The 18,566-nt window shown below is 63.0% G+C and carries 19 protein-coding genes; 7 read left to right on the top strand and 12 right to left on the bottom strand.

Features of this window, described 5'->3' with window-relative positions:
* Positions 1 to 125: 125 nt before the first annotated feature.
* The gene (locus tag ACNQOP_RS09850) at positions 126 to 584 is read right to left on the bottom strand and encodes a DUF4307 domain-containing protein (RefSeq protein WP_416404352.1); all 459 of its coding nucleotides are present in this window, start codon (positions 582 to 584) and stop codon (positions 126 to 128) included.
* Positions 585 to 670: 86 nt separating this feature from the next.
* On the opposite strand from ACNQOP_RS09850, the gene mca reads away from it, so the two are divergent.
* On the top strand, positions 671 to 1,576 hold the full coding sequence (gene mca / locus ACNQOP_RS09845) for a mycothiol conjugate amidase Mca (protein WP_235519313.1): 906 nt from the start codon (positions 671 to 673) through the stop codon (positions 1,574 to 1,576).
* Positions 1,577 to 1,636: 60 nt separating this feature from the next.
* Positions 1,637 to 1,909 carry a hypothetical protein gene (locus tag ACNQOP_RS09840; RefSeq protein WP_257368688.1) on the top strand — a complete coding sequence of 91 codons (273 nt, stop codon included), beginning with the start codon at positions 1,637 to 1,639 and terminating at the stop codon, positions 1,907 to 1,909.
* Positions 1,910 to 1,966: 57 nt separating this feature from the next.
* Here ACNQOP_RS09840 and trhA read toward each other — a convergent pair whose 3' ends face one another.
* Complete coding sequence (trhA, locus tag ACNQOP_RS09835; protein WP_257368686.1) at positions 1,967 to 2,608, bottom strand: PAQR family membrane homeostasis protein TrhA; 642 nt, start codon at positions 2,606 to 2,608, stop codon at positions 1,967 to 1,969.
* A gap of 106 nt (positions 2,609 to 2,714) precedes the next feature.
* Here trhA and ACNQOP_RS09830 point away from each other — a divergent pair, with 106 nt between their 5' ends.
* Both ACNQOP_RS09830 and ACNQOP_RS09825 read left to right on the top strand, forming a co-directional pair.
* The gene (locus ACNQOP_RS09830; RefSeq protein WP_257368684.1) at positions 2,715 to 3,521 is read left to right on the top strand and encodes an isoprenyl transferase; all 807 of its coding nucleotides are present in this window, start codon (positions 2,715 to 2,717) and stop codon (positions 3,519 to 3,521) included.
* Positions 3,522 to 3,758: 237 nt separating this feature from the next.
* Positions 3,759 to 5,153, top strand: a complete 1,395-nt coding sequence (locus ACNQOP_RS09825) for a PhoH family protein (protein ID WP_257368683.1) — start codon at positions 3,759 to 3,761, stop codon at positions 5,151 to 5,153.
* Positions 5,154 to 5,319: 166 nt separating this feature from the next.
* Here ACNQOP_RS09825 and ACNQOP_RS09820 read toward each other — a convergent pair whose 3' ends face one another.
* On the bottom strand, positions 5,320 to 5,964 hold the full coding sequence (locus ACNQOP_RS09820; protein WP_416404351.1) for a GNAT family N-acetyltransferase: 645 nt from the start codon (positions 5,962 to 5,964) through the stop codon (positions 5,320 to 5,322).
* Between the two features lie 49 nt (positions 5,965 to 6,013).
* A complete protein-coding gene (locus tag ACNQOP_RS09815; protein WP_416404350.1) occupies positions 6,014 to 6,775 on the bottom strand; it encodes a hypothetical protein in 762 nt (253 codons plus the stop codon).
* 62 nt (positions 6,776 to 6,837) lie between these two features.
* On the opposite strand from ACNQOP_RS09815, the gene ACNQOP_RS09810 reads away from it, so the two are divergent.
* Both ACNQOP_RS09810 and ACNQOP_RS09805 read left to right on the top strand, forming a co-directional pair.
* Positions 6,838 to 7,383, top strand: coding sequence for a prepilin peptidase (locus ACNQOP_RS09810; protein ID WP_416404349.1), 546 nt, complete (start codon positions 6,838 to 6,840; stop codon positions 7,381 to 7,383).
* A gap of 76 nt (positions 7,384 to 7,459) precedes the next feature.
* Entirely contained in the window at positions 7,460 to 7,945 is a 486-nt protein-coding gene (locus ACNQOP_RS09805) for an NUDIX hydrolase (RefSeq protein WP_416404348.1), read from the top strand.
* Here ACNQOP_RS09805 and ACNQOP_RS09800 read toward each other — a convergent pair.
* The 5 genes from ACNQOP_RS09800 to ACNQOP_RS09780 form a co-directional block, all read right to left on the bottom strand.
* Complete coding sequence (locus ACNQOP_RS09800) at positions 7,939 to 9,615, bottom strand: MDR family MFS transporter (protein WP_349469686.1); 1,677 nt, start codon at positions 9,613 to 9,615, stop codon at positions 7,939 to 7,941. The genes ACNQOP_RS09805 and ACNQOP_RS09800 overlap by 7 nt on opposite strands.
* Positions 9,612 to 10,298 carry a TetR/AcrR family transcriptional regulator gene (locus ACNQOP_RS09795; RefSeq protein ID WP_416404347.1) on the bottom strand — a complete coding sequence of 229 codons (687 nt, stop codon included), beginning with the start codon at positions 10,296 to 10,298 and terminating at the stop codon, positions 9,612 to 9,614. Before ACNQOP_RS09795 ends, ACNQOP_RS09800 begins: the two co-directional genes overlap by 4 nt.
* 152 nt (positions 10,299 to 10,450) lie before the next feature.
* Positions 10,451 to 11,878 (bottom strand): class II fumarate hydratase, encoded by a 1,428-nt coding sequence (locus tag ACNQOP_RS09790; protein WP_416404346.1) that lies wholly within the window; start codon positions 11,876 to 11,878, stop codon positions 10,451 to 10,453.
* Between the two features lie 87 nt (positions 11,879 to 11,965).
* Complete coding sequence (locus ACNQOP_RS09785; RefSeq protein WP_235519330.1) at positions 11,966 to 12,580, bottom strand: carbonic anhydrase; 615 nt, start codon at positions 12,578 to 12,580, stop codon at positions 11,966 to 11,968.
* A gap of 62 nt (positions 12,581 to 12,642) precedes the next feature.
* Positions 12,643 to 13,320 carry a DUF4245 domain-containing protein gene (locus ACNQOP_RS09780; protein ID WP_257368671.1) on the bottom strand — a complete coding sequence of 226 codons (678 nt, stop codon included), beginning with the start codon at positions 13,318 to 13,320 and terminating at the stop codon, positions 12,643 to 12,645.
* Between the two features lie 200 nt (positions 13,321 to 13,520).
* On the opposite strand from ACNQOP_RS09780, the gene glpX reads away from it, so the two are divergent.
* Complete coding sequence (gene glpX, locus ACNQOP_RS09775; protein WP_235519334.1) at positions 13,521 to 14,543, top strand: class II fructose-bisphosphatase; 1,023 nt, start codon at positions 13,521 to 13,523, stop codon at positions 14,541 to 14,543.
* A 147-nt stretch (positions 14,544 to 14,690) separates the two neighbouring features.
* Here glpX and ACNQOP_RS09770 read toward each other — a convergent pair whose 3' ends face one another.
* Genes ACNQOP_RS09770 through ACNQOP_RS09760 form a run of 3 tightly spaced genes read right to left on the bottom strand, consistent with a single transcriptional unit; the run spans position 14,691 to position 18,556 of the window.
* On the bottom strand, positions 14,691 to 15,626 hold the full coding sequence (locus tag ACNQOP_RS09770) for a lipid II:glycine glycyltransferase FemX (protein WP_416404345.1): 936 nt from the start codon (positions 15,624 to 15,626) through the stop codon (positions 14,691 to 14,693).
* Between the two features lie 3 nt (positions 15,627 to 15,629).
* Positions 15,630 to 16,880, bottom strand: a complete 1,251-nt coding sequence (gene manA / locus ACNQOP_RS09765) for a mannose-6-phosphate isomerase, class I (protein WP_257368668.1) — start codon at positions 16,878 to 16,880, stop codon at positions 15,630 to 15,632.
* A gap of 53 nt (positions 16,881 to 16,933) precedes the next feature.
* Positions 16,934 to 18,556: an LCP family protein gene (locus tag ACNQOP_RS09760; protein ID WP_284986123.1), complete on the bottom strand. Its 1,623-nt coding sequence runs from the start codon at positions 18,554 to 18,556 to the stop codon at positions 16,934 to 16,936.
* Positions 18,557 to 18,566 lie beyond the last annotated feature (10 nt).

Below are 18,566 nucleotides of genomic sequence, written 5' to 3'. Positions count from 1 at the left end.
AAAAGACCCCGCCTAGGTGGCCACTCGTGGAACTCAGTAACCAACTTAACGGGGTGAAGGTTTCATCCATTGTAGTAAATCCTCTGGACGAACCCAAACCGGTTGAGTCGTGGGTCACACGATTGTTATTTTCCGCTGTCCACGATCCAGCAATTATCCACGACGCCGGACACCGCCGGGGACTCGGTGCGCAGGATGGTCCGCTGTACGGTGGTCCGGCCGCCATCGGCGCTTTGCTCGGGCTGGTTGGGGCCGATTTCCACCACTTTCCACCCCACTACGGCGAACTTGGAATCCATGGCCTTGATGGCGCACTTTGCCGTGGCGTCCGGACTCTTGGTGACCTGGTAGTCCACCTCTGCCTGGGTCCCATCCACCGTGCTGTACCCGATATCTTTGAAGGTGACGGGGGCTGTGGCCGAGGACGTTGCAACCCACGCCGCGAACGCAATACCAACGATCAGTGCCACGAGGACGATGATCCGCTTGGTTTTGCGGCTCATGGCGTGCTTTTGGCCGCCGTAGCGATTGGCTAGGCTGGTGCTTGCCGGTACGTGGGTGGCCGATAGGTCCTCTGAAGTCACCCATCCAGTTTAGTGCCGATCCCGGCGCCTGCTCACCGCCCACAAGTCCGTACCACAAACCCGTTATACGAAAGAGGAGCCGTCACGTGACAGCGTCCAGCAGTTCCGACCAGCAGCTGAGGCTGCTCGCCGTCCACGCCCACCCGGATGATGAGTCCAGCAAGGGCGCGGCGACCATGGCAATGTATGCCGCGGCCGGAGTGGACGTCATGGTTGCCACGTGCACGGACGGCTCGCGGGGAGATATCCAGAATCCCGCCATGGAGGATGCTCCGCACCCCAAGCGCGACATGGCCGGTGCGCGGCGCCTGGAAATGGCGAACGCAGCGGCAGTCCTCGGCATCAAGCAACGGTGGCTGGGCTTCGTGGACTCAGGCTTGCCTGAAGGTGACCCGCTTCCTGCGCTCCCTGCAGGGTGCTTCGCCCTGCAGCCTTTGGAGCGGGCCACAGCGCCGCTGGTCCGCCTGGTCCGGAATTTCAAGCCCCACGTCATCCTCAGCTATGACGAAAATGGAGGGTACCCGCACCCGGACCACATCATGGCCCACAAGGTGGCTGTGGAAGCCTTCGAAGCCGCAGGCGACGCTGACCGGTACCCGGGGCTGGGGGAGCCGTGGGCGCCGAGCAAACTCTACTACGACCGTGCATTCAGCCCCGAACGCTTCCGGGCATTGCACTTCGCCCTGGAAGAGGCCGGCTTGCAGTCCCCGTATGCCGAGCGGCTAGCTGCTTGGCTGGAAGCTGACGCCGAGGGGCACACCCCGCCGGTACCGGCCCACCAGACAACCACCCAGGTGGATTGCGGGGACTTCTTCGAGGCCCGGGACGACGCCCTGCGCGCTCACCGAACCCAGATCGACCCGCTGGGGTTCTTCTTCGCTGTGTCACCGGAGCTGCAGCGAAAGGTATGGCCGTGGGAGGACTACACCCTGGTCACTTCGCGGGTCCCGTCCGAACTGCCGGAGAAGGACCTCTTCGCGGGGATAAGATAGGAACGCCGCCAGTTTCTATCGCTCGTAGAAATTGCATCTGCTCCCATAGAAGGTTTGAACGTGCACCACTTGCTACTCGCCCTGACCGTTACTCCGTCGCCCGATCCTACGGGCACGCTGCGGCCTGGTCTGTCCGAGGATCAGGTGACGCCGGGTACTTGGGGCTTCGTCCTGACGGCCTTCATCGTGATCCTCACGACCTTCCTGATTGTGGACATGGTGCGACGTATCCGCCGTGTCCGCTATCGGGCGCAGGTGGAGGAAGCCCGCATGGCTGCCGAGGCCGGCGACCAGGCGGACGAGAACGGCGACGCCGGGCCCGGTACCCGCTGACGCGGTAATCGCTGACGCAGGGCTTCAGGTGGTCAAATCGGGTGGCTGCGCAACCAGCTAGCTCAGTACTGCCATCATGATGGCGATGAAGTGTGCCGCGAAGGCCAGCACGGTGAAAGCGTGGAAGAGTTCGTGGAACCCGAAATGGGTGGCGCTGAAGTTTGGCCGTTTGATGCCGTAGAACACCGCTCCGGCGATATACAGCGCACCACCGACGCAGATGAGGACCGCCGCGGCGGCATTTGCCGCAAAAAACTGCGGCAGGTAGAACAGTGCGCCGCAGCCCAAGGCGATGTAGACGGGGACGTAGAGCCACCGTGGAGCTCCGGTCCAGAGGATCCGGAAAAGTACCCCGACTATTGCCCCGGACCACACGAGCCACAGCAAGGTGATGGCTTCGGAGCGTTCAAGGAGCGACCAGGCCAGTGGGGTGTAGCTGCCTGCGATCACCAGCATGATGTTGGTGTGGTCCAAACGTTTAAGGACCATCTTGACCCGGGGTGACCAGTTTCCGCGGTGGTAAACGGCGCTGACGCCAAAGAGCAGGAACCCTGTCAGCGCATAGATGGCCGAGGTGACTTTGCGGTCGGGAGTGGGTGCGACTGCCACCAAAATGATCCCGGCGGCCAACGCGAAAGGAGCGGCGACGGCGTGGATCCATCCACGCCAGAGGGGCTTGGTTTCGACGAGCTCAGCCATGGTTCCAGAATAACTTACGTTCCGGTAAGTTACCGCAGGGTAACCTGCGTCGGAGGATTTTGACCCGAGACTGCACCGGCTCGACGGCTGGGGCGGGTAGCCTTGGATGTGCGTCGTCGTCGTACAAGCAAGGAAGTCAGGTGAGAGTCCGGTGGAGCTGCCCGGTTTCCTCTATGGCTTTTACGAGCGCAAGTTGCTGCGCTCACTCAAGCAGGACCAGATCCCGCGGCATATTGGCGTAATGGTGGACGGTAACCGCAGGTGGGCCCGCCAGTTCAACGCTCCAACGAGCCAAGGGCATCAGGCTGGGGCGGACAAGATCCACGAATTCCTGGGCTGGTGCCAGGAGCTCGGCGTCAAGGTCGTGACGCTCTACATGCTCTCCACGGACAACATGAACCGCTCCGGTGAAGAACTGGACCTGCTCATGGGCATCATTGCCAACACCATGGACCGCCTCGACGAGGACGAAGACGTCTCGGTCCACGCCATGGGCGCACCTGAGCTGCTCCCGGACTACCTCGCCGAACGGCTCAACAAACTGACGTCCCGGACGCCTGTCCATGAAAAGATCCACGTCAACGTAGCAGTGGGTTACGGTGGTCGACGCGAAATTGTCGACGCCGTGCGGGAACTGCTGCACGATGCTGCCGCCAAGGGACGCACCATGACGGAGGTCGCAGATGAACTTTCGGTGGACGACATTTCACGCTTCCTCTACACCCGCGGCCAGCCCGATCCGGACCTGGTGATCCGCACGTCCGGCGAGCAGCGGCTCTCCGGCTTCCTCATGTGGCAGAGCGCGTACAGCGAGTTCTATTTCTGCGAAGCCCTGTGGCCTGCTTTCCGCAAGGTCGATTTCCTGCGTGCGCTCAGGGATTATGCCGGGCGCCAGCGCCGGTACGGAACCTAGCCGCCGTCGGGTTCACCGAAAATTAACGAGACGGACATGCGACTTGCCGACGACGGATTGCGGAAATGAATGTGTCCGGGATTACGTTAATCCCATCAGCAGGCAAAACCGCCCGCTGATCGGGGAGGCCAGTACATGGAGCGGAACATCGCACCAGTTACATGGGAGGCCACGCCCGGCCTTCCGGCCGAGCCGCTTCACCATTAGGCCGGGCGACCGCCCGGGGCTGGAGTCGATGTGGCTATTTCTGAGCAACTGCCCGCAATGGTTTCCGACGGGGAAAGTGCAGCTACCTCTCGCGCCAAGCGCGTCCCACAAAAAGCGCAGACCGTCACGTCCGCCACAGGCCGCAGCTACGTGATCGACACGTCAGTCCTGCTTTCGGACCCACACGCGTTATTGCGCTTCGCTGAACACGAAGTCATCGTCCCGATTGTTGTCATCAGCGAACTCGAAGGCAAACGCCACGATCCCGAACTGGGCTACTTCGCCCGGAAAGCGCTCAGGCTCCTGGACGACCTCCGGATCGAACACGGCGGTTTGGACCACCCCATTCCGATCGGGTCCGACGGCGGAATCCTCCGGGTGGAAATGAACCACATCTCCCCGGACGTCCTGCCGGCAGGGTTCCGCGGGGGAGACAACGACAGCCGCATCCTGGCGGTGGCGAAGAACCTGGCCAACGAAGGCCACAACGTCACGGTTGTCTCCAAGGACCTGCCCATGCGCGTCAAAGCATCTGCCATGGGCCTGAATGCCGACGAGTACCGCAACGAGCTGGTCAAAGATTCCGGCTGGACTGGCATGGCCGAGGTGGAAGCCAACGACGACGAAATCACCACGCTCTACGGACACGAGCCCGTCTTCATCCCTGCCGCGGCCGAACTCCCGGTCAACACCGGGTTGGTCCTGCTCTCCAACCGCGGCTCCGCCCTTGGCCGCGTGGGGGCCGACAAGCAGGTCCGCCTGGTCAAGGGCGACCGCGACGTCTTTGGACTCCACGGTCGCTCAGCCGAACAACGGCTTGCCATCGACATGCTCATGGACCCATCGGTGGGCATCGTATCGATCGGTGGCCGGGCAGGCACTGGTAAGTCGGCCTTGGCGCTCTGTGCGGGCCTGGAAGCCGTCCTGGAACGCCGCGAGCACCGGAAGGTTGTAGTGTTCCGGCCCCTGTACGCGGTGGGCGGACAGGAACTGGGCTACCTCCCGGGCTCCGAGTCCGAAAAGATGAACCCCTGGGCGCAGGCTGTGTTCGATACCTTGGGCGCACTGGTCAGCCAGGAAGTGGTGGAAGAAGTCATGGACCGGGGCATGCTCGAGGTCCTTCCCCTCACCCACATCCGCGGACGCTCACTGCACGACGCCTTCGTGATCGTCGACGAAGCCCAGTCCTTGGAGAAGAATGTCCTGCTGACCGTGATGAGCCGGATCGGCCAAAACTCCAAGATCGTCCTTACCCATGATGTGGCCCAGCGCGACAACCTCCGCGTCGGCAGGCACGACGGCGTTGCGGCCGTCGTCGAGACGCTCAAGGGTCATCCGTTGTTCGGCCACATCACGCTGACGCGCTCCGAACGCTCGCCGATTGCTGCCTTGGTGACGGAGTTGCTCGAAGGGGCTGAAATCTAAGCGTTTCCTTGGTCTGGGCCGTGGTCCGGTTCGCCGGGCCACGGCCCTTCGCCGTCGCTTAGACACGGGCCATAGGGACGGTCTGCGGTCGCTGGGCGACCTGCGACGTCCGATGGCCCGCGATGCGCTCCTCTGCGAAGGACCGCGGCGCGGCTGGTGCCTCCCGTCAGAGGCCCAGGTACGTTTTCAGAGCTTCGTGGCCTTGGACAGTGAGGGTCCAGTCCGGGCGTTTGAACGTGGTAGGGGTGAGCCTGACTTTTTGGACCTCTTCGACCTTCTCGCCCCATGCATGGCGGAAGGTGCCGTTGGGTTCGTAGCCCAGGCTTGTCGAGACCCCCAAGGACTGCTTGTTCCAGACGGCGGCCTCGGACTCGGCGATCTCCGCGTTCAGGTAGTCAAAGGCATAACCGACGACGGCGGAACGCATCTCCTTGCCGAAGCCGCGGCCCTGCGCGGACTGCTTGAGCCATGAGCCTGTGCTGACTGTCCTCAGGGTGGCGAAGTCCTTGGCGCCAAGGTCCTGGACGCCGAGGAACTCTTCCTCGTGCCAGACGGCCAGCAGCAGGGTCCACGAATCCGGCGTGAAGTTGGCACGGCACCGCCAGTACCACTGGGCCATATTGGGTGCCAGTTCGTCCTTCGGCAGTTCGGCCCACGGGGTGCTGAACGGGCTCTTGCCGGCCTCGTGGATACCGGAGCGGGCGGCAGCCACAGCGGAGGGGATATCCGCGTCCATAACGGCGCGCAGGGTGAGCCTCGGGGTGGTGAGGATGAGTCCGAACGGGGGCCAGATGTTTGCCAGCGATGTCATCGCCGTAGCTTAGCCCGTCGGCAATGCGTGGGCGAGTCAAGCGCTCGGATCAGGCGGCGGGGCCGATGTCCCAGGGAATGTGGCGCCTCACGTCGGTGAGGTTCATGGATTCCGCAAGGAAGAGATCGTCCAGCATGTACTCATCGACTCCCAGGATCCGGAGCCAGTGGCCCTTGCCGGATGTCTCCCCGTCGAGGCTCTGGCTGGCAACACAAACTCCCGTACCGACGTCGACCCTTAGCAGAGTCCGTCCAGGGTGGACCAGCGGCTCCTTGGGGTCCGAGGGGACGTAGGTCCGGCTGGGCGTTACGATCGTTTCCAGTGCCGGCCGGCCCTCATGGTCCACCTCCCGCGGCTCGTCCAGGAACACCCTGTTGGTATCGGGAAATTCGATCGGGACCGGAGCGTTACCGGCAAGTTCCACGGGGTCGAGCGCAGCGGCGAGCCGGCCATTGCCAAACGCAGGCTCGCCGTAGGCGGCCTCGGGTCGGCGCCGGACCAAACCGGCGTCGTCATAGACCGGTGTAACAAGGTGTGGCGGGAGCAACCACGAACGGCGCGTAGCGCTGACGTAGAAGTCATCACGGGAATCGTTGATGCATGTGGTGCTGTGCAGCAGTTGGCCGTCAGGAGTTTCAAGGCGGAGGGCACCCGGACGCCGAAGCCAGGCCCGGACCATGGTGGCCCCGGTCCCTGGCCGCCCGAGGTATTCGAAACGGAGGGTGGTCCACTTCCACGGCGAAGAACGGCAAAGGTTCCGGAATGTGGAGGACAAGTCAGAAGCCTGTCCGCCTGCACTGAATCGCCCCATATCCACAGTTTACCTAGGGGTCCAAGCGGTCCGGGAAGCCAAAGCGGGATAGCATCACGAAGGTGATCCGACGACTCTCCGACCTCTGGGACGACAGCCCGCTGGCCTTCTGGCTGGTCGCCGTGGCATGCCTGTACTTCCTGGTGATGGCCGTGCGGCTCACGGTGATTGACGTCCGGAGCCACCTGCTGCCCAACCGCATCGTGTTCCCGTCCTACGCAGTGGCCGGGTTGCTCCTGCTGGGGGCAGCCCTCGCAGCATCCATTGCCGGCATCGACCCGCATCCCACAGGCGACCTCCTTGGAGTTCCTGGCCTCGGCGTACTTACCGGGGGAGTTGCGCTCTGGCTGTTCTACTTTGTGCTCCGGCTGATCCACCCGCCCGGGATGGGATTCGGGGACGTCAAACTCGCGGGGGTACTTGGCCTGTACCTGGGGTACCTGGGATGGGCGCACCTCTTTGCCGGAACGTTTGCGGCATTCGTGCTGGGTGGGCTGTGGAGCGTGGCCATCCTGTTGAGCCGGAAGGGAAACCTGCGCTCGGCCATTCCCTTCGGACCGTTCATGCTGGCTGGTGCCGCGGCCGCCATGGTGCTGTTGCCCGCCTAAGGCTAGCCTGTCAGCAAAGACAACGGGCCTTGATGACTAAAGAAGACTGAGACCTGCTGAGGAGGATGCTGGGACAATGGGTGCACCCGAGTTCGTGCTCAAACTAAGGGAAAAGATCGGCAACGATGCCCTCTGGCTGCCCGCCGTCCGCGGAGTGGTTTTCAACGATGATGGACAGGTGCTGCTGGGCCAACGTGCCGACAATGGCCACTGGGCGCTCATCACCGGCATGCTGGAGCCCGGGGAACACCCTGCACCCGGTTTGGTGCGAGAGATCTTCGAGGAGACGGCGGTCGTGGCACGGACCGAGCGAATCATCGGTGTAGGAGTCGTGGGGCCAATAACGTTCCCGAATGGCGATGTCTGCGACTTTTTGGACATCACGTTCCGCTGCAGATACGTGTCAGGAGAAGCGCGGGTCAACGACGACGAATCCCTTGCCGTCGGCTGGTTCGGCCTGGACGAACTCCCCGAAATGAGCGCAGGGAACCTTGAAGCCATCAGGCTTGCCACGGAGCCCGAAGGCCCCGTGGCATACCAGTCGGAGGATGAGGGCTACTGACGCCCAGCGTCCGCGGTGGGACGATCGTCGTCGAGCTCTGTGGAAGCCGCCAGGCTGGCTTCGAGCTGCGCAGTCTCCAAGCGCTCCGCTTCAAGCCTCTCAGCCTCGGCGCCACCCACGGCCTCTCCACGGGCCACCATTCCCGCGGTGTCAGAGAGGGGAATCTGCTTCAGTGTGATGGCCAGGAGCAGTGCGATGGCGATGAAGGGCACGAGGTACCAGAACACGGGGGCCAGGGAGTTTGCATAAGCGTTGACGATCGCGTCCCGCAGTTGCTCAGGCAGTTGTGCCAGAGCCTGCGGATCCAGGGTGCTGGTGGACTGGGACGCTTGTTCAGTTGACGCGCCTGCGCCCTTGAATGCGTCCGTGAGGGACTCTGCCAGGCGGTTGGTGAAGATCGAACCGAACACTGCAACACCCAGCGAGGCACCCACTTCACGGAAGTAGTTGTTGGTGCTGGTCGCGGTACCGATTTGGTCAGCCGGAACGGAGTTCTGCACTACCAGCACGATGACCTGCATGATGAGGCCCAGACCTGCACCGAAGATGAAGAGCTGGACGCAGATCACCCAGATAGGCGTGGCAGCGGTCAACGTGGTCAGCCACAACATGGCCGCAATGGTCAGCGACGCACCCAGGATGGGGAACATCTTGTACTTGCCGGTCTTGGAAATGCGGATACCGGAGTAGATGGAAGTGCCCATCAGGCCCACCATCATGGGCAGCATCAGCAGGCCGGACTCGGCAGCGGACGTCCCGGAGGACATCTGCAGGAAGGTGGGCACGAAGGCGATTGCAGCGAACATGCCCAGGCCCAAGGTGAATCCGATGGCCGTTGCATTGATGAAGATGGGGTTCTTGAAGAGGCTGAGCGGGATGATCGGGTCGGCCGCGCGGCGTTCAGTCATCACGAAAGCCACTGCTGCCAGGACCATGCCCGCCCCGAAAGCCCAGGTGAGCGGGGAATCCCAGCCTTCATCCTTCTTGCCGCCAAAGTCCGTGAAGAAGATCAGGCAGGTGGTGGCGGCGGAAAGGAATACGACACCGAGGATGTCGATCTTCTTTTCGGCCTTCTTGTTGGGCAGCGTCAGGGTAAACCAGGCGGTGATGAAGGCGGCGATGCCAATGGGGATGTTGATGTAGAAGGCCCATTCCCAGGTGAGGTGGTCCACGAAGAAGCCGCCCAGGAGGGGGCCTGCAACGGCGGAGAGGCCGAAGATCGCGCCCAGGGGTCCCATGTACTTTCCGCGTTCCTTGGCAGGAACAATGTCAGCGATGATGGCCTGCGACAGGATCATCAAACCGCCGCCGCCCAATCCCTGAATGGCGCGGAAGATCACGAAGCCCCAGAAATCCGTGGCGAACGCGCAGCCCACGGATGCCAGGGTGAACAGGGCGATCGCAACCAGGAACAGGTTTCGGCGCCCAAGGATGTCACCGAACTTGCCATAAATGGGCATCACGATGGTGGTTGCCAGCAGGTAGGCGGTGGTGATCCAGGCCTGGTGTTCCACGCCGCCCAGCTTGCCCACAATGGTGGGCATGGCCGTGGAGACGATGGTCTGGTCCAGGCTGGACAAGAGCATGCCGGCGATGAGTGCGGAGAAGATGATCCAGATGCGTTTCTGGGTCAGCAGCAGTGGCTCTGCCGCTTTGGATAAGGTGCTCATGCGGGGTCCTTTGAGGTTTCAAGGGGGTTGGGTCCCAGCTGGTGGCTCGTGGCCAGCGGCTGGGCAAAGAGTTTGCGTGCGGCGTTGAGGTTCTGTTCGAGGATCGCGCGGTACGGGCGGGTGTTGTCCTCCGAAAAGAACTGCTGGGCTGTCTTCTTCGAGACAGCCCCGAACAACACGGTGGCCGTCATGACTTCGGGATGATCGGGTTCCAGCCCTTCACGGGCGGCAACGAGCCCGGCGAATTGGCGCTCGCGGGCTTCCCCTTCAAGGGTGAGCCGGGCCAGGAGCTGGGGCTCGGCCGTGATGGCTGCGATGAACTGTTGAACCTCGGTGCGGTTGATGGATGAACGCTCCATCAGGGTCACGGTGAGGACATGCAGCGCAGCGAGGAGCGTTTCCGAAATGCTGTCCGGCGTTCGGGACGGATTCTGGTTGAACGCGGCCAGGGCATCCGTCGGCAGCTCGTCGGAAAACGAACCGATCACAGCGTCTTCCTTGGAATGGAAGTAGTTGAAGAACGTCCGGCGCGATATCCCGGCCGCTTCGCAGACCTCTTCGACCGTGAAACCGTTGAGGCCATGCTCGGCGGTCAAGGAACGTGCGACGGCGGTGATCGCCGTTCGCGTGGCTGCCCGCTTGCGCTCGCGGAGGCCGCCGTCGATATTTGCACTATTGCTCACAAAGTAAAGTTTTGCACTCTTGTATCAAGAGTGCAAAATGTTTTCCTGTGTCATCTCCCACACGTGGTTAAACTTCCGGGGACGACGACGGCCGGCACCCTTCGTGCGGAAGGGTACCGGCCGTCGTCGTACTTCAGGGATGAACCGGAAGGCTATGCCTTGTGGGCGGGGGAGGTCATGGTGGTGACGTCCAGGGCCTTGTCGAGGTCAGCCTCGGAGACCTTGCCTTCACCCTCGCCGACGAAGCCGAGCTTCTCGGTGGCCTGGCGGATTGTCAGGCCTTCCTTGACGGCGATCTTGGCGATCTTGGCGGCGTTCTCGTAGCCGATGTACTTGTTCAGCGGCGTCACGATGGACGGTGAAGCCTCGGCCAGGAAGCGGGCGCGCTCCACGTTGGCGGTAATGCCGTCGATCATTTTGTCGGCCATGACGCGGCTGGTGTTGGCCAGCAGGCGGATGGACTCGAGCAGGTTGGCGGCCATGACGGGGATACCGACGTTCAGTTCGAAAGCGCCGTTGGTGCCGGACCAGGCGATGGCGGTGTCGTTGCCGATGACCTGGGCGCACACCATGATGGAAGCTTCGCAGATGACCGGGTTGACCTTGCCCGGCATGATGGATGAGCCCGGCTGGAGGTCCGGGATGGCGATTTCGCCGAGACCCGTGTTGGGGCCCGAGCCCATCCAGCGGAGGTCGTTGTTGATCTTCATGAAGGAGATCGCGATGTTGCGCAGCTGGCTGGAGCCCTCGATCAGGCCATCGCGGTTTGCCTGGGCTTCGAAGTGGTCGCGTGCCTCGGTCAGCGGAAGGCCGGTGTCGGCTGCGAGGAGTTCGATGACGCGCTCAGGGAAGCCGGCCGGGGTGTTGATGCCGGTGCCCACGGCGGTGCCGCCCAGGGGAACCTCGGCGACGCGGGGGAGTGCGGCGTTGATGCGCTCAATGCCGTAGCGGACCTGCGCGGCGTAGCCACCGAATTCCTGGCCCAGCATGACCGGTGTTGCATCCATGAGGTGGGTGCGGCCGGACTTGACGACGTCCTTGAACTCAACAGCCTTGCGGTCCAGGGATGCTGCCAGGTACTCCAGCGCGGGGATCAGGTCATTGATCAGGGCCGAGGTGGCGGCAACGTGGACCGAGGTCGGGAAGACGTCATTGGAGGACTGCGAAGCGTTCACGTGGTCGTTCGGGTGGACAACTTTGTCCCTCCTGGCTGCTGCCAGTGCACGCGAAGCGAGCTCGGCGATGACCTCGTTGGTGTTCATGTTGGAGGAAGTACCCGAACCGGTCTGGAAGACGTCGATCGGGAAGTCGCCGTCGTACTTGCCGGATGCAACCTCATCGGCAGCTGCGGCGATGGCCTCGGCGAGCTCACCATCGAGCACCCCCAGTTCGGCGTTTGCCAGTGCGGCCGCCTTCTTGACGCGGGCAAGGGCTTCGATGTGGGTGCGCTCGAGCGTCTTGCCGGAGATCGGGAAGTTCTCCACAGCACGCTGCGTCTGGGCGCGGTACAGGGCGTTCACGGGGACGCGAACTTCGCCCATCGTGTCATGTTCAATACGGAACTCAGTGGTGGAAGTCATGGGGCTAGCTTATGGCGATTGGCCGCCTCACTGAAAACCCGGGGGACAGTGCTACGTGCCCCGGCCGCATGGCCGGGGCACGTCCAACTACAGCTCGCCGATGGCGGAAACAAGGGCCGCCTGGCCCTCGTCAAGCTTGTACGAAAGGCCAATGACGGCAACTCGACCATCTTCAATGGCGTCCGAAATCACACGCGAGCTGTCCGCCAGTCGCTCGGCAGTCTGCTTGACGTGTTCCACCACCATGTCGTTGACGTCCTCCTGGCCGTTGCGCTTGGCCGTGAGCACCGAGGGGGTGATGCGCTCCACGAGGTCCCGGATGAAGCCCGGCGGCATCTCGCCGGTTTCCACCGCACTCTTGGTAGCCGTGACAGCTCCGCAGCTGTCGTGGCCCAGGATGGCGATCAGGGGAACCTTGAGTTCGCTGATGCTGTACTCGAGGGAACCCAGGACGGCATCATCAATCACCTGCCCGGCCGTGCGGACCACGAAGGCATCGCCAAGGCCGAGGTCGAAAATGATTTCGGCCGCAAGCCGGGAATCCGCGCAGCCAAAAATGACAGCAAAAGGATTCTGGCCCTCAAGGAGTGAGGAGCGACGCGAGGCATCCTGGTTGGGATGGCGCGATTCGCCCGATACAAAGCGTTCATTGCCCTCGCGAAGGCGTTGCCAAGCCAGGGCTGGAGTCAGTTTAGTAGGCACCTTATTACCTTACGATGCAGGTGCGGCGCCCTGTGAAACTGTTGCGCAGTTGGCCGCTTGTCCTACGGCTTGGGTGACCCGGTGGGAGCGGGGGCCTGGTCGGCGGACTTAACGACGGCGGCTGCGAGCGTTGCGAACTCGTCAAGGCTGGCTGTGCCGCTAAGGATCAGCGTGGTGCCGCGGTATTCCAGCACCATACTGCGCTTGTCCTTCCCGGAGTCCCGCAGTTCCCAGTCCTGGCCGCCTGCGTTGCGTGTACCGGTGACCGGCAGGTTGCCCGTCTGCTGCAAAATCCAGGTGGGGTTGGCCTGTTTGGTCTGGGTGAGGCCGATGAAAGCCTCCTTGGGAGTCAGGTAGCCCACTTCCCAAGTGGGTACTCCGCTGCCCGTGCCGGACTCCCATCTGGCGTAGTTGGGAGTGAATGTGTCGCCGGTATCCGGGGTAACCGGTGTGAATCCCGCCACATCCGTGGCGTTCCTTGCGATGGAAGCCACGTCCACAGGCGGCCTGAAGCCTTCGCCTTTCGGTGCGGGGTTCATCAGGACGATCGGAAGGAATGCCAGGACGCAGACCAGCAGCGCAATGACCATACCGATGACCGAAGCGTTGGCCCGCTTGGCAGCTTTCGCCGCGATGACGGGTTTGTACGGTGCATCCGGGGCAGCCTGGTCCTGGGTTTGGTTGGCCTCTGCAGCATCGGAGGGGTTGTCCGCTGCGGGCTTGTCCTGCGTTTCACTCACCACTCAATGATCCCTTATCGGAGCAGGGAACACACATCCGGGCACCTCACCACCGTTATTGCGGTCGGTAGTCATTCAACGACCCCAAGTGGATGCGGCGACTATGATCGTTGGTAGAGGAACCCCGGGTTGCCCCGTGCAACCATGTCCGGTCCCGTGAATCGTCACTCGAAGAAGAGGTTCAAGTGTCTCCTGCACCAATGACCCAGCAGTATTCCACGATTTCGCCGTCGCTCGCCGTCGGCATCGACGAACCCGACCGCAACCTTGCGCTTGAACTCGTCCGTGTCACCGAAGCCGCGGCAATTGCCGGTGGCCACTGGGTAGGTTTCGGCGACAAGAACAAGGCAGACGGCGCGGCCGTCGATGCCATGCGTTCGTTCCTTCACACCGTCCACTTCAATGGCGTCGTGGTGATTGGTGAAGGCGAAAAAGATGAAGCCCCCATGCTGTTCAACGGTGAACAGGTTGGTGACGGCACCGGCCCCGAGTGCGACGTCGCCGTGGACCCCATCGACGGAACCCGCCTCACCGCCCTGGGCATCAACAACGCCCTGGCAGTGCTGGCAGTTGCCGAGCGCGGCTCCATGTTCGACCCCTCCGCCGTGTTCTACATGGAGAAGCTCGTCACCGGCCCTGAAGCTGCCGACATGGTTGACCTCCGCCTGCCGGTCAAGCAGAACCTGCACCTGATCGCCAAGGCCAAGGGCGTGAAGGTCAACCAGCTCAACGTCATGATCCTGGACCGTGACCGGCACCGTCCGCTCGTGGAGGAAATCCGCGAAGCGGGCGCGCGCACCAAGTTCATCATGGACGGCGATGTCGCCGGTGCCATCGCCGCAGCCCGTTCCGGGACCGGCGTAGATGCCCTCATGGGTATCGGCGGAACTCCGGAAGGCATCGTTGCCGCCTGTGCCATCAAGTCACTCGGCGGCGTCATCCAGGGCCGCCTGTGGCCGACGTCGGACGACGAGAAGCAGAAGGCCATCGACGCCGGACACGACCTCGACCGCGTCCTGTCCACCAATGACCTCGTCACCTCGGACAACTGCTACTTCGCAGCGACCGGCATCACCGACGGTGACCTCCTCCACGGTGTGCGTTACCAGAAGGACCGCGTCCTGACGCAGTCCATCGTGATGCGCTCCAAGTCCGGGACCGTGCGCTTCGTTGACGCCGAGCACCACGCATCCAAGTGGGAGACGTACGCGCGCAAGGCGTAATCCCCTCACCAAACAGAAGGACGGCGAGCATTGCTCGGCGGCTATCTCCTCGTACCTCGTCGATTTGATGCCGCTGCCGCAATACTCGCCGTCCTTCTTTGTGTCAGACGCAGATTACGGCTGGCGCGCGTTTTTGTGGGAACGGGTTCAGCGGAGCTTGTCGCGGAGGCTTCTCGCCAGTTGGTAGGCGCTGTAGCGGAGTTTGTTCACCGGGAGGTCCCAGGTTCCGGGGTAGGAGACTTCGCGGCCTCCGAAGGATTTCTTGAAGGACGTGAAGCCGGCCCATTTGTGGTCCGGCTGGTCCTCCGGTGCCACGCCCCACAGGTCCACGTGCTTGAGGCCCTTTTCCTTGGCGTCGGCCATCAGGGTGACCAAGAGCGGGATCCCTGCGCTGAGTTTGCGGTGGGTGTCGTCCAAGGCGGCGTGGGCGTACACGCGGGTGTCCGACGAATCGTACGCGAAAGCAGCAGCGATCGGCTCGCCCTCCAACTCCGCGATGAACAGCATACCGGCGCCGGCGGGGAGCAAAGAAGCTGCCACCTGGGTGAGGTACTCATCGCTTTGGGGCTTGAAGCCGTTGCGGGCTGCCGTCAGGTGGAGGAAGTGCAATAGCACCGAAATGTCGGCGGGATCCTGGGACGCCCGGAAGGTGACGCCCTTCTTGTGGATGTTCCGGTACAGGTTCCGGTTGGTCGGCTTCATCCCGGCCAGGACATCCTTGAAGTCACCCTCGAGGTCCACAATCCAACTCAGCTCGGGCTGCTGGTTGACCGGAGCGGGCCGCAGGCCGCGTGCGCGGAGGAGGGGGCCGGCGTCGGACGCTGTGAAACCGGCGGCAGCAGGCTCCATGCGCACGAAGACCGCGCGTTCCCTCTTGGCCAGGGCCACCAGCGCTTCCGTTGCGGCATCGAAAGCTTCGACCGACTCAGCGACCGGACCGTACGGGGAGTAGATGACCTTGCCCGCGGGATTCTTCTCCTCGATAGCGAGGAAGCTCCAGCCCGGGCCCGACTGTTCATGGACGCGACGGCCCAAGGCACGCTGGACGTCGGCCCACGCTGGGGTTTGCAGGAAAAACTCCATGGATCAGTTCCCCAGCCCTGTGGTAACGGCGAAGGCAACACTGGTTTCCGTGGCACCCTGGATCGGGTGCACGTTCACGGGCGCCTCAATGTCCGGAATGAAGGCCGCGCCACCGCGCTGGAGCTGCAGATCGCTCTTGGGGGAATCCAGCAGTACCTCACCAGAGACCACCACGACGACGGCGGGCCCGGTCTGCGCCAGCGGCACCGGTTCTGCCCCGGGAGCAAGTTCAATGCGCTGCAGCTGGAACTCCGTGAACGGCGGGCGATAGAGTTCCTGCCCGAATTCGGTGCCGCTCGCCTCGACACGGGGAACCCCCAGTGCCTCGAAGCGGACGGTCTTCAGCAGTTCCGGGACATCGACGTGCTTGGGTGTCAGCCCGCCACGCAACACATTGTCCGAGGACGCCATCACTTCCACACCCAGTCCATGGAGGTAGGCGTGGACGTTGCCGGCGGGCAGGTAGACCACTTCGCCGGGCTCCAGTGAAACGAGGTTCAGGAGGAGCGAAATGAGCACTCCAGGATCCCCTGGGAAGGCTTCGTTGATGTCCAGGAGCGCACCCAGCACGTCCTCATGGGGTTCCTTGGGCGCTCCCGAGCGGAGGACAGCTTCGACCTCGACAACGGCCTCCGAGACCTTCCGGCCACCCTCGATCAAGCGGGTAAAGGCTGCCTTCAGTGCTGCCGGTTCCTCGGACTGCCCCAGGTCGGCGATGACACCGGTGATGATGTCCGGGACATCCATGGCGGCGGAGTCCATGCACGCCGCAAGGTGCTCGAAAACCTGTCGTGCGGAGGCAGCGGACCTGAATCCGCACAACGCCCGGAACGGAGTCAACGCAAAGATCAGCTCCGGCTTGTGGTTGTCATCCCGGTAGTTCCGTTCAGCGGAATCGGCAGGCAGCCCGGCCGCGTTCTCACGCGCATAGCCCTCACGCGCTTGCTCAAGGCTGGGGTGCACCTGGAGGGACAGCGGTTGCTCGGCGGCCAGGATTTTGGTCAGGAACGGAAGCCGCGGCCCGAACGCTTCGAGGCTTTCACTCCCGAGGAAATGCCGGGGATTGGAGGCAATCAAAGCATCCAGCGGCTCGGTCACACCGTTGGGGTGTATCGCCGTCGAGGGTGAATCCGGGTGCGCCCCAATCCACAGTTCCGCTTCCGGCCCGCCCGAGGCCGGCCGACCCAACAAGTCTGCGATCGCCGTCGTAGAACCCCAGACGTAGGGCCGCAAAACATTCTCAATCTGGTACACGGAAGAAGGTCCTTATCGTTGCGCTGGACGTGGTGGTTGAACGACAGCCGGGCTTAGAGCGGTGCGCATTGCCCGTTGGTGGCCACGAGGTCGCGGATACCTTGCTCATCGCCCTGGGCCTTGAGGCCGTTCAACAACTCAATGGTGATGGGCGTGCCGTCCGGAGTGGTGGTCACCGGGGTGAAATCCGCCGACGGCGACGGCAGTTGGCTTGCCGGGAGGCGCGCCGGTACCGGGCCCGCGGCGGCGGCACCGGCAGGCGTGCCGGTGGGGGAGACGACGGCGTCATCCGCTTTGGGGCTGTTGGAGGACTTCAGGAGTTCCTGGACCTTGGAGTGGATCAGGTCGAAGTCGGGAACGGTGGAGAACGACGCATCGAAGTCCGGAGGTCCGATGGTCAGCCGTTTGACGGGCTGGTTCTTGGACTTCAGGGCAAGATCGACAAAGCTGCCGAGCTGGTTTGAAGAAATGTTCGAGTCAACCACTTTGGTGCCGGCGTTGGCGATGTCCTCGAACTTGGTCAGCAGGGTTGCAGGATCCAGTTGCTTGAGCATGGCTTGCTGCACGCACTGTTGGCGTGCGATCCGGGCGTAGTCGTCCACGAATTCGCGGGACCGTCCGTACCACAGGGCATGGAAGCCGTCCAGGTGCTGGTCACCGGCGGGGATCCAGCCGTCGGGCATGCCGTGGATACCGTGGGCCTCGTCAGTGACAGGGCCGCTGATAGGTACCCAGCCCCCGGCCTTGATGCGGATTCCGCCCATGGCGTCGATGAGTTTTGCGAAGCCGTCCATGTCCACCAGGACGTAGGCCTGCACCGTGATCCCCAAGGTTCCGGAAACGGCCTCAAGGGTGGCTTGTGCACCTGGGTCGGATACGCCCGGGTACAGGTTCTGGTAGTTGTTGGTGACCTCGGTGTTGACGGCGTTGATGAGGCATTCATCGCCGCAGTTGTAGCCGTCGGGGTAGATCTTGCGCATGGGCGAGCCCTCGCTGAACTGCGCATTCTGGAGGTTTCGGGGGACCGAGATGATGGCGCTTTCGCCCGTCTTCGCGTCGACACTGATGACGGAGAGGCTGTCGGGTCGACGGCCCGTCCGGTCATCGCCTGCGTCCCCGCCCATCATCAGGAAGTTGTAGCGCCCGTCCACGGGATCGATGGCGGGACCGGCGTCGAAGATGCTGCCGATCGCATTGCGGCTCACGTTCAGGACGTACGCGATGTATCCCAGCGAGCCACTGGCCACCACCGTGGATACGACCAGCACGACGGCGATGATGGGCCGCATCCCCGGCGCCAGGAGGTTGGGCCTGATGATCCTCAACGTGTTGAGGAACAGATAGGCCCAACCCAGCGCCAAGGCCACCAACACCACAATGACCAGCAGCGAACCAACAGGGTGCGTGACGATGCTGAGCAGCAGGGTCCGGTTTACCAGGGCGATGACAAGGGTCAGCAGCGCCACGGCCCACACAGTCAGGGTGACGCGCAACGCCATGCGGCCCAGTTTGCGGTCCCCGGCAACGATCTGCGCGCTGCCGGGGATGAAGAGAGTCAGGAGTACCAGCACGAAGGCGCGTTTGGTCCGCACCGGAGCGCTGGCTCCGGCGGGGTAGCGGACAGGATCAGTCAGTGCGTTACCCGGCTGATTCGGTGTCTTGTGCATGGTAGTCATCCGCTGCCTT

The sequence above is a fragment of the Arthrobacter sp. LFS091 genome (genome assembly GCF_047977885.1).
Classification (GTDB): Bacteria; Actinomycetota; Actinomycetes; order Actinomycetales; family Micrococcaceae; genus Arthrobacter.
Note: the sequence above shows the minus strand (reverse complement) of the source record. Positions and strands in the feature narration are given on the sequence as shown.

What these genes read in the sequence shown, in the direction of transcription:
- ACNQOP_RS09830 (WP_257368684.1), top strand. Translation starts at nt 2,715, where the DNA reads ATGTGCGTCGTCGTCGTACAAGCAAGGAAGTCAGGTGAGAGTCCGGTG.
- trhA (WP_257368686.1), bottom strand. Translation starts at nt 2,608, where the DNA reads ATGGCTGAGCTCGTCGAAACCAAGCCCCTCTGGCGTGGATGGATCCAC.
- ACNQOP_RS09800 (WP_349469686.1), bottom strand. Translation starts at nt 9,615, where the DNA reads ATGAGCACCTTATCCAAAGCGGCAGAGCCACTGCTGCTGACCCAGAAA.
- ACNQOP_RS09820 (WP_416404351.1), bottom strand. Translation starts at nt 5,964, where the DNA reads ATGACATCGCTGGCAAACATCTGGCCCCCGTTCGGACTCATCCTCACC.
- ACNQOP_RS09805 (WP_416404348.1), top strand. Translation starts at nt 7,460, where the DNA reads ATGGGTGCACCCGAGTTCGTGCTCAAACTAAGGGAAAAGATCGGCAAC.
- ACNQOP_RS09790 (WP_416404346.1), bottom strand. Translation starts at nt 11,878, where the DNA reads ATGACTTCCACCACTGAGTTCCGTATTGAACATGACACGATGGGCGAA.
- ACNQOP_RS09815 (WP_416404350.1), bottom strand. Translation starts at nt 6,775, where the DNA reads ATGGGGCGATTCAGTGCAGGCGGACAGGCTTCTGACTTGTCCTCCACA.
- glpX (WP_235519334.1), top strand. Translation starts at nt 13,521, where the DNA reads ATGACCCAGCAGTATTCCACGATTTCGCCGTCGCTCGCCGTCGGCATC.
- ACNQOP_RS09760 (WP_284986123.1), bottom strand. Translation starts at nt 18,556, where the DNA reads ATGACTACCATGCACAAGACACCGAATCAGCCGGGTAACGCACTGACT.
- ACNQOP_RS09770 (WP_416404345.1), bottom strand. Translation starts at nt 15,626, where the DNA reads ATGGAGTTTTTCCTGCAAACCCCAGCGTGGGCCGACGTCCAGCGTGCC.